The sequence below is a fragment of the Ralstonia sp. ASV6 genome, assembly GCF_016429285.1.
GTDB classification, from domain to species: domain Bacteria; phylum Pseudomonadota; class Gammaproteobacteria; order Burkholderiales; family Burkholderiaceae; genus Ralstonia; species Ralstonia flaminis.
On sequence record NZ_JAELUI010000069.1, the window covers coordinates 20,860 to 29,301 of the forward strand.

7 protein-coding genes and 1 pseudogene are annotated in these 8,442 nt (G+C 64.0%); 5 read left to right on the forward strand and 3 right to left on the reverse strand.

Annotated elements, in window-relative coordinates:
• Positions 1-134 precede the first annotated feature (134 nt).
• Positions 135-1,613, forward strand: a complete 1,479-nt coding sequence (locus tag JHD73_RS15110) for an aminotransferase class V-fold PLP-dependent enzyme (RefSeq protein WP_199031089.1) — start codon at positions 135-137, stop codon at positions 1,611-1,613.
• A 115-nt stretch (positions 1,614-1,728) separates the two neighbouring features.
• Here JHD73_RS15110 and JHD73_RS15115 read toward each other — a convergent pair whose 3' ends face one another.
• The 3 genes from JHD73_RS15115 to JHD73_RS15125 form a co-directional block, all read right to left on the reverse strand.
• The gene (locus JHD73_RS15115; RefSeq protein WP_199031090.1) at positions 1,729-2,223 is read right to left on the reverse strand and encodes a DNA-deoxyinosine glycosylase; all 495 of its coding nucleotides are present in this window, start codon (positions 2,221-2,223) and stop codon (positions 1,729-1,731) included.
• A 20-nt stretch (positions 2,224-2,243) separates the two neighbouring features.
• Positions 2,244-4,166 carry a molecular chaperone HtpG gene (htpG, locus tag JHD73_RS15120; RefSeq protein ID WP_199031091.1) on the reverse strand — a complete coding sequence of 641 codons (1,923 nt, stop codon included), beginning with the start codon at positions 4,164-4,166 and terminating at the stop codon, positions 2,244-2,246.
• Positions 4,167-4,299: 133 nt separating this feature from the next.
• Positions 4,300-5,781: a PLP-dependent aminotransferase family protein gene (locus JHD73_RS15125; protein ID WP_199031092.1), complete on the reverse strand. Its 1,482-nt coding sequence runs from the start codon at positions 5,779-5,781 to the stop codon at positions 4,300-4,302.
• Positions 5,782-5,923: 142 nt separating this feature from the next.
• On the opposite strand from JHD73_RS15125, the gene JHD73_RS15130 reads away from it, so the two are divergent.
• The 4 genes and pseudogenes from JHD73_RS15130 to JHD73_RS15145 all read left to right on the forward strand — a co-directional run.
• Complete coding sequence (locus JHD73_RS15130; RefSeq protein WP_199031093.1) at positions 5,924-6,643, forward strand: alanyl-tRNA editing protein; 720 nt, start codon at positions 5,924-5,926, stop codon at positions 6,641-6,643.
• A gap of 13 nt (positions 6,644-6,656) precedes the next feature.
• Positions 6,657-7,595: a DMT family transporter gene (locus tag JHD73_RS15135; protein ID WP_199031094.1), complete on the forward strand. Its 939-nt coding sequence runs from the start codon at positions 6,657-6,659 to the stop codon at positions 7,593-7,595.
• A gap of 44 nt (positions 7,596-7,639) precedes the next feature.
• Positions 7,640-8,110: a RidA family protein gene (locus JHD73_RS15140; RefSeq protein WP_199031095.1), complete on the forward strand. Its 471-nt coding sequence runs from the start codon at positions 7,640-7,642 to the stop codon at positions 8,108-8,110.
• Between the two features lie 120 nt (positions 8,111-8,230).
• A pseudogene (locus JHD73_RS15145) lies at positions 8,231-8,442 on the forward strand (PLP-dependent aminotransferase family protein); the annotation flags it as partial.

Below are 8,442 nucleotides of genomic sequence, written 5' to 3' on the forward strand. Positions count from 1 at the left end.
AGATATTTCCAGATAGACGCAATTTTAGGAAAAATTCATCCTCACGACACCGCATTTATCAGGAATTTTGAATTATTTTTCCTGCTCGCTCGCCGTATCATTTCCTCGCCCCTACCGCAGCAAGAGAACGACATATGAGCGACAGCAACACGATGCACTACCTCGACTACGCAGCCACCACGCCGGCCGACCCCCGCGTGATCGCTGCGATGACCGCCTGCCTTGGCATCGAGGGCGCATTCGGCAATCCCGCATCGAGCTCACACGCAACCGGGCGACGCGCACGCAGCCGGGTCGAGCACGCACGCGAACAGGTTGCCGCGCTGATTGGCGCAGATGCCGATGAGATCATCTGGACATCGGGCGCCACCGAATCCAACAACCTCGCACTGAAGGGCTACGCGGACACCGCAACAGGCAAGCGCCACCTGATCACCAGCCGCATCGAACACAAAGCCATTCTGGACACGATGGCACACCTGTCGACGCGCGGCCTGGCGGTGACCTATCTCTCACCGACCGCGCAGGGCGAAATTACCGCTGACGCCGTGGCCGCAGCAATGACGCCTGAGACGGGCCTCGTCTCGCTCATGCTGGTGAACAACGAACTGGGCACGCTGACCGACATCCGCGCAATCGCGCAGATCGTGCATGCCGCAGGCGCGCTGTTCCATGTCGATGCCGCGCAGGCGCTCGGCAAGACGCCGATTGACGTGCGCGCGCTCGGCATCGACATGCTGTCGATGTCCGCACACAAGTTCTATGGCCCCAAGGGCATCGGCGCGTTGTACGTGCGCCGCGAGATCGCGTCCCGGATTGCACCGCAGATGCACGGTGGTGGGCATGAGCGAGGTCTGCGCTCGGGCACGCTGGCGACACATCAGATTGTCGGCATGGGGCTCGCCTGCGAACTGGCGGCAGAAGAGATCGAGAGCGAAGCTGCCCGAATTGCGGCGCTCAGCCAGCGCCTGAAGGCGTCGGTGCTCGCCCTGGGCGATGTGGTTCACAACGCTGACGTGGCGCAGCGCATCCCGCACACCTTGAGCCTGACGGTGAATGCGCCGGGCTTCTTCCCGTTCATGCTGGGCGACGGCCTTGCCGTGTCATCGACATCGGCATGCAATTCCGCTGCCGGCACACCGTCCCACGTATTGACGGCAATCGGCCTGGATGCGGACACGGCAGCCCGCACCGTGCGCATCAGCCTCGGTCGTTTCACAACGGAGCAAGACATCGACTTTGCGATTGCCTGCTTTCAACGCGCCATCGAGCAATGCCGGGCGACGGCATCCAATGGGTTGGCCACCTCGCGGCAGATCCTGCCGGCGGATCTGAGGGCCATTCGCGATGCGGGCTTCCACTCCGTGATCTGCAACCGCCCCGATGGGGAAAGCGCTGACCAGCCCGCCTTTGAAGAGATTGCCGCAGCCGCGCGCGAATTGGGTCTGGAGGCGCGCTACCTGCCTATCGAGCCGAATCAGATCGGCGATGCGGAAGTGGGTGCGTTTGGCGCGTTGGTTGATGCATTGCCCAAACCCATTCTTGCTTACTGCCGAAGCGGAAATCGGGCTGGAATGCTGTGGAATCGTCTGGTGGAGCAGCGCAAGGCTTGAAAAGGGGCGGCCTAAGAGCCGCTAACAAAACTGTCCTGGCTAGGCGTGCCGACGCAGACAGTACTGGAGTACGGCAAGGAGGCGCAACGGCGCCAGGGCGGTTTTGTTAGCGGCGCTAATCCAGCCATGCCCGCAGTTCCTGCCACACACGCAGCTTCTCCGCGTAGGACAAGGTATGCGCCGGGCTGCTGGAGGGCAGTGTCAGGATGTGGTGGCCGCCGCCATGCGCACCGAGCGCCTTCAGGCCGATGCGTGCGGCGGTGCCGCCGTTGAAGGCAATCGCAACCAATTCCGGCAATGAGGCAATCAGGGCGGCGAGGTCGTTGCCGGCGTGGTCCCGAATCTTGCTATCGAGGCTGCCTTCTCGTTTGGCCTCGGCCACGACATCCCACAAACCGAGGCGATGCGCGCGCAGCGCTTGCAGACGCGCGTCGTAGTCCATACCCGGCAAATCCTGGCCGATCACCTCACCGGCCAGGCGCCAGAACTGGTTGTGCTTGTAAGCGTAGTACTGCGATTGCGCGAGCGATGCCTCGCCGGGCAGGCTGCCCAGGATCAGCACGCGCGTGCGCGCGTCGACCACAGGCGGAAAGCATCGCTTGAGCGTCACAGGTACAGAGCCAAGGGCGATCAGGCCAGCAGGCGATTCACGCGCTGCACGTAAGCCGCCGGGTCGGTCAACGAGCCACCCTCGGCCAGCAGAGCCTGATCAAACAGCACGTGCAGGCGATCTTCAAACGCGACGCGATCGGCGTCGTTGCCGGTCACGGTTTCCAGCAGCGCGAGCTTGCGCACCAGCGGATGCGTCGGGTTAAGCTCCAGCACCGGCTTGCTGTCGGGCGCTTGCTGACCTGCCTGCTTGAGCAGGCGCGCCAGCGTGCCGCTGATGTCGCCATCATCGGCCACCAGGCACGACGGCGAATCCGTCAGGCGATGCGTGATGCGCACATCCTTGGCCTTGTCGGTCAGCACCGTCTTGGCACGCTCGACCAACGCCTTGAACTCGCCTTCCACCTTGGCGTGCTCAGCCTTCTCGGCTTCATCTTCCATCGCGCCCAGGTCCAGATCGCCACGCGCCACCGACACCAGTTCCTTCTCTTCAAAGTCGTGCAGGAACGAGAGCATCCACTCGTCCACGCGGTCGGTCAGCAGCAGCACTTCCACGCCCTTCTTGCGGAAAATTTCCAGGTGCGGGCTGGACTTGGCGGCCGTCCAATTCTCGGCGGTCACGTAGTAGATTTTGTCCTGACCTTCCTTCATGCGGCCGATGTAATCGGCCAGGGATACGGTCTGAGCACTGTCTTCGTTGTGCGTGGAAGCAAAGCGCAGCAGCTTGGCAATGCGGTCCTTGTTGGCGTGATCCTCGCCAATGCCCTCTTTGAGCACCTGGCCGAAGTGCTGCCAGAAGGTGGTGTACTTCTCCTTCTCGGCCGCGTCATCCGACTCGGCCATCGATTCGAGCATGCCCAGCACGCGTTTGGTCGAGCCCTCGCGGATGGCCTTCACATCGCGGCTCTCCTGCAGGATTTCGCGCGACACGTTCAGCGGCAGGTCTGCCGAATCGATCACACCCTTCACGAAGCGCAGATAGCCCGGCAGCAGTTGCTCGGCGTCATCCATGATGAACACGCGCTTGACGTACAGCTTCAGGCCGCTGCGGCGCTCGCGATCCCACAGGTCGAACGGCGCATTGGTCGGGAGGTACAGCAGTTGCGTGTATTCGCTGCGGCCTTCCACGCGGTTGTGCGTCCACGCGAGCGGCTTGCCGTTCTCGTGCGCAATATGCTGGTAGAAGGCGATGTACTGCTCGTCGGTCACGTCGGCACGCGGGCGGGCCCACAGGGCGCTGCCCTGATTGATGGTTTCCCATTCGTCCTGGGCGACCATCTCCTTCTTTTCTTCGTCCCACGCTTCCTTGCGCATCTGAATCGGCAGGGAGATGTGGTCCGAATACTTCTGCACGACCGACTTGATGCGCCAGGCGGAGAGGAAATCGTCCTCACCCTCGCGCAGGTGCAGCGTGATGGTGGTGCCGCGTTCAGCACGTTCGATGGTGTCGACGGTGAATTCGCCGTCGCCGGTGCTTTCCCAGCGCACGCCTTCATTGGCGGCCACGCCGGCGCGGCGCGATTCCACCGTCACACGGTCGGCCACGATAAAGGCGGAGTAGAAACCCACGCCAAACTGACCGATCAGCGCTGCATCTTTCTGCTGGTCGCCCGAGAGCTGGCTGAAGAACTCGCGCGTACCCGAGCGGGCGATGGTGCCAAGGTTGCGGATGGCCTCATCGCGGCTCATGCCGATGCCGTTGTCGGCAATGGTGATGGTGCGCGCGGCGGCATCAAAGCCAATGCGGATGCCCAGCTCACCACCGCCTTCCAGCAGTTGCGGATTGGCGATGCCCTCGAAGCGCAGCTTGTCCACCGCGTCCGACGCGTTGGAGACCAGCTCGCGCAGGAAGATTTCCTTGTTGCTGTACAGCGAGTGGATCATCAGATGCAGAAGCTGCTTCACTTCTGCCTGGAAAGCCATCTTCTCGTGCGGTGCGCTCATGGTGTGCGTAAAAAGTCTGAAAAGTGGAAACGGAAAGAGAAGCGGGCTACACGTAGCGCGTGTGCCCGCATGAATTTGTGAGGCTAGATAAGGCGTCGGCCCGGGTTTTCAAGACCGCGGAATCCCCAACCCGTCAGCCGCCGCGATCGAGTTGCTCTGCCAGAAACCGAAGCATGTCCGGGTCGGCGCTGGTGGCGATGTTGAAGCGCATCCACGTCGACGGCATCTGCGACGGCGAAAACAGGCTGCCCGGCGCAAACACGTAGCCCTGCTCGTGCCCAGCGCGGGCGATGGCGTTGGTGTCCTGCCCCGTATCGGCCCAGAGGAACATCCCGGCGCCCTGCTGCGCAAAGAGCTTCAGGCCCATGCGCTCCAGGCTGCGCTGCACGCCATCCCGGGCGCGGTCCAGGCGGGAACGTACGCGCTCGACGTGCTTGCGGTACTGGCCTTCGGTGAGGATCTTGTAGAGCACGCGCTCGTTGATCTCGGGCGTGGTCAGGTTGGTCAGCAGCTTGCCATCGGTCAGATTCTTGGCCAACTCCGGGTGGCAGGCGATAAAGCCTACCCGCAAATTGATCGCCAGCGTCTTGGAGAAACTGCCCAGGTAGATCACGCGGCGCAATTGGTCGAGGCTGGCCAGGCGCGTGCCTTGGTGGCCCGGAGGCGCAAGGTCGCCATAGATGTCGTCTTCCACGATCAGAAAGCCGTACTGCTCAGCCAGCCGCAACAGTTGGAACGCCTTGGCGGCCGAGAGCGATGTGCCCGTCGGGTTATGCAGGATCGAATTGATGATCAGCAGCTTGGGCCTGCGCACCTGCACCAGCCCCTCCAGCGCAATCAGGTCCGGCCCCTCGGTGGTGTAGGGCACGCCGATCACCTGTGCGCCCTGTGCGGCAAAGCGGCCGAACATCAGAAACCACGCCGGATCGGCCACCAGCACCGTATCGCCGGGCTGCACGTACTGGCGCGCGATCAAGTCGAGCGACGAGGTGATGCCCGAGGTCATGACGATCTGGTCGGGGCGCGCACCAATCTCCAGCTCCGCCAGGCGCGTCTGCAACTGCTGGCGCAACGGCAAGAAGCCCTGCGGCAAGCCTGGCGCCAAGAACTGGTTGCCGTTCTGGCGGCCCAGTGTGCGCAGGGCATTGGCGATCAACTCGCCGTCCAGCCAGCCGTTGGGCAAAAAGCCGGTGCCGGGCGACTTGCGCGGCTCGGCCGAAAGAAACATGTTGCGCAACAGCCAGGTGACGTCGATCTTGCGCCCGACTGCCAGCGGCGGTGGGGCAGGCTGATCGTCGGGTAATGCCGTGTGGCGCTCCTTTACGTAGAAGCCCGAACCACGGCGCGATTCCAGATACCCCTGTGCCACAAGCCGCTCGTAGGCCTCGACCACCGTGAAGCGCGAGATGCTCTTTTCCTGCGCCAATTGCCGGATCGAGGGCATGCGCATGCCGGCGCGGAACACACGCTCGTCGATGCGCATGCGCGCCCACTCGGTCAGTTGGTCCACCAGCGTCATCTGCGCCGAGGGAATCGGGTCGGGCAGCTGCTCCGCAGCCGGCCGCGCAGCCGCGCGCCGGGCATCCAGGCTGACGACTTGGGAAGAGACAGTCATGATCGAAGGCCAGATTGTGGGACCAAAGAACTGTACAGAAAGCACCACGACAAAGTGTACAGGTACTGTACAGACACAGTTCGGTAGGATCAAGGTCGGATTTCCGCCCTTATGCGCACACTCCACCCACAGGAGCCCCGCTATGCCAACGCTCAAGCGCTTTGACGAAGATGCCTACCGAACCGCCTGCGACGCCACCATCGTTGCCGTGCACCCGGAAGGCATCGAGCTGGACCAGACCGTGTTCTATGCCCGAAGCGGCGGCCAGGCCGGCGACACCGGTACCCTCGCCCTGCCAGATGGCCAGACCGTGGCGATAGCCGACACCATCTACAGCCCCGATCGCCAGACCGTGCTGCACGTGCCGGCAGACGGCGCAGACCTCACCCTGCTCGCGCCCGGCACTGCCGTCACCGCCGCCATCGACTGGGAGCGCCGCCACCGCCTGATGCGTCTGCACACTTGCCTGCACCTGTTGGGCTCGCTGATTCCGGTGCCCGTGACGGGCTGCGGCATCTCGCCGGACTCGGGCCGTATCGACTTCGACCTGCCGGAATCGACGCTCGACCGCGACACACTCACCACGCAACTGAACGAACTGATCGGCCGCAACACGCCGGTGCGCATCGACCTGATCACGCCCGAAGAACTGGCCGCGCAGCCCGAGCTTGTGCGCACGATTGGTGCGGCGCCTCCGGTGGGCGCGTCGGCCATCCGCATCATCCATATCGACGGCATCGACCGCCAGCCGTGCGGCGGCACCCACGTGCGCGCCACCGGTGAAATCGGCCGCGTGGTCGTCACCAAAATTGAGAAGAAGAGCCGTCAGAACCGCCGCGTGGCGGTGGCATTTGCGGATTGAAAGGACGCGCGCCATGAACAAATCCGCCACCCTGCCAATGCACCACACCGACCACGCCGAACGCCGCGGCATACTGCTCGGCTTCATCGGCGTGGCGATCTTCAGCCAGACGCTGCCGTTCACACGCATGGCCGTGGCCGAGCTGGATGCGACCTTCGTGGCACTGGTACGGGCAGTGCTGGCAAGCGTTCTGGCACTGGGCCTGCTGGCAGCCACCGGCGCGTTCCCCGCCGCCAAACGCCCGCAGGGCCGCCAATGGCGGCAACTCGCTGTCACGGCGATGGGCGTGGTGGTCGGCTTTCCGCTGTTCTCCTCGCTGGCGATGCGCGATGTGCCCGCCGCACACGGCGCCATCATCACTGGCCTGCTGCCACTGGCAACCGCGGTGTTTGCCGCGTGGTTCGGGCGTGAGCGGCCATCGGCAGGGTTCTGGCTGTGCGCGGTGGTGGGCAGCGTGCTGGTCGTCTCGTTTGCGCTGCTGCAAGGGGCCGGCACCCTGCACCGCGCCGACTGGCTGCTGTTTGCCGCCATGGTGACCGGCGCTCTCGGCTATGCGACCGGCGGCAAGCTCTCGCGCGAACTGGGCGGCACGCAGACGATCGCCTGGGCGCTGGTCATCTCGCTGCCGGTGCTGCTGCCAATGGTGGCCGCGCTGGCGTGGCTACCGTCCACGCATCAGGCCGAAGCGCTGGCACATGCTTCGGCACGCGCCTGGATCGGGCTGGGCTACGTGTCGGCCTTCTCGATGTTCATCGGCTTTCTGTTCTGGTATTCGGGCCTGGCTGCCGGCGGTGTTGCGCGGGTCGGGCAGATACAATTGCTGCAACCTTTCATGACGTTGATCGGCGGCTGGCTGCTGCTGGGCGAATCGCTCGATGCGCCGACTGTGCTGTTTGCACTGGCAGTGATTGCCGTGGTCGGCATCGGCCGGCGGACTTCGGTGCGCCGATAGCGTCTTTACTCGGTTTTGTTCACCCAACACATCAAGGAGTCCTCATGACCGCCTCGCACGACGCCCAGGCCAAGCTCAAGCAACTGGGCATCGAACTGCCCGCCGCCGGTGCTCCGGCCGCCGCCTACGTCATGGCCGCGCAAACCGGCAACCAGGTCTTCCTGTCCGGCCACATCGCCAAGAAGGACGGCAAGCCGTGGGTCGGCAAGCTGGGCGCCAACATGACCACCGAGGAAGGCAAGGCCGCCGCGCGCGCCATCGCCATCGACTTGCTGGCCACGCTGAACACCCACCTGGGTGGTGACCTGGGCCGCGTCAAACGCATCGTCAAGGTCATGAGCCTGGTCAATTCCACGCCCGAGTTCACCGAGCAGCACCTGGTGACCAACGGCGCGTCGGAGCTGTTTGCCGAGGTGTTTGGCGATGCCGGCAAGCACGCCCGCAGCGCCTTCGGCGTCGCACAGATTCCGTTCGGCGCGTGCGTTGAAATCGAGCTGATTGCTGAAGTCGCTTAATCGTTTCACCCGGCGTCGTTCCAGCCCCTGCAAGTCAGGGGCGTTGCCTGCTATTCTTTTCGCTTTGCCCACCCACGGCGCCCGCTCACGAGGTGGGCGCCGCAACACAAGGACCACACCATGGACCACACCGCCTGTACCTTCTCCAACCGTGCTCAGAAACTGACCAGCTCGGCGATCCGGGAAATCCTCAAGATCACCGAACGCCCTGAGGTCATTTCGTTTGCCGGCGGCCTGCCCGCCCCGGTCACCTTCCCGGTAGAAGCGATTCAGGCGGCGTGCGCCCGCATGTTTGCCGACAACCCGCAGGCCGCGTTGCAGTATGGCCCGAC

What these genes read in the sequence shown, in the direction of transcription:
- JHD73_RS15140 (WP_199031095.1), top strand. Translation starts at nt 7,640, where the DNA reads ATGACCGCCTCGCACGACGCCCAGGCCAAGCTCAAGCAACTGGGCATC.
- JHD73_RS15135 (WP_199031094.1), top strand. Translation starts at nt 6,657, where the DNA reads ATGAACAAATCCGCCACCCTGCCAATGCACCACACCGACCACGCCGAA.
- JHD73_RS15130 (WP_199031093.1), top strand. Translation starts at nt 5,924, where the DNA reads ATGCCAACGCTCAAGCGCTTTGACGAAGATGCCTACCGAACCGCCTGC.
- JHD73_RS15125 (WP_199031092.1), bottom strand. Translation starts at nt 5,781, where the DNA reads ATGACTGTCTCTTCCCAAGTCGTCAGCCTGGATGCCCGGCGCGCGGCT.
- htpG (WP_199031091.1), bottom strand. Translation starts at nt 4,166, where the DNA reads ATGAGCGCACCGCACGAGAAGATGGCTTTCCAGGCAGAAGTGAAGCAG.
- JHD73_RS15110 (WP_199031089.1), top strand. Translation starts at nt 135, where the DNA reads ATGAGCGACAGCAACACGATGCACTACCTCGACTACGCAGCCACCACG.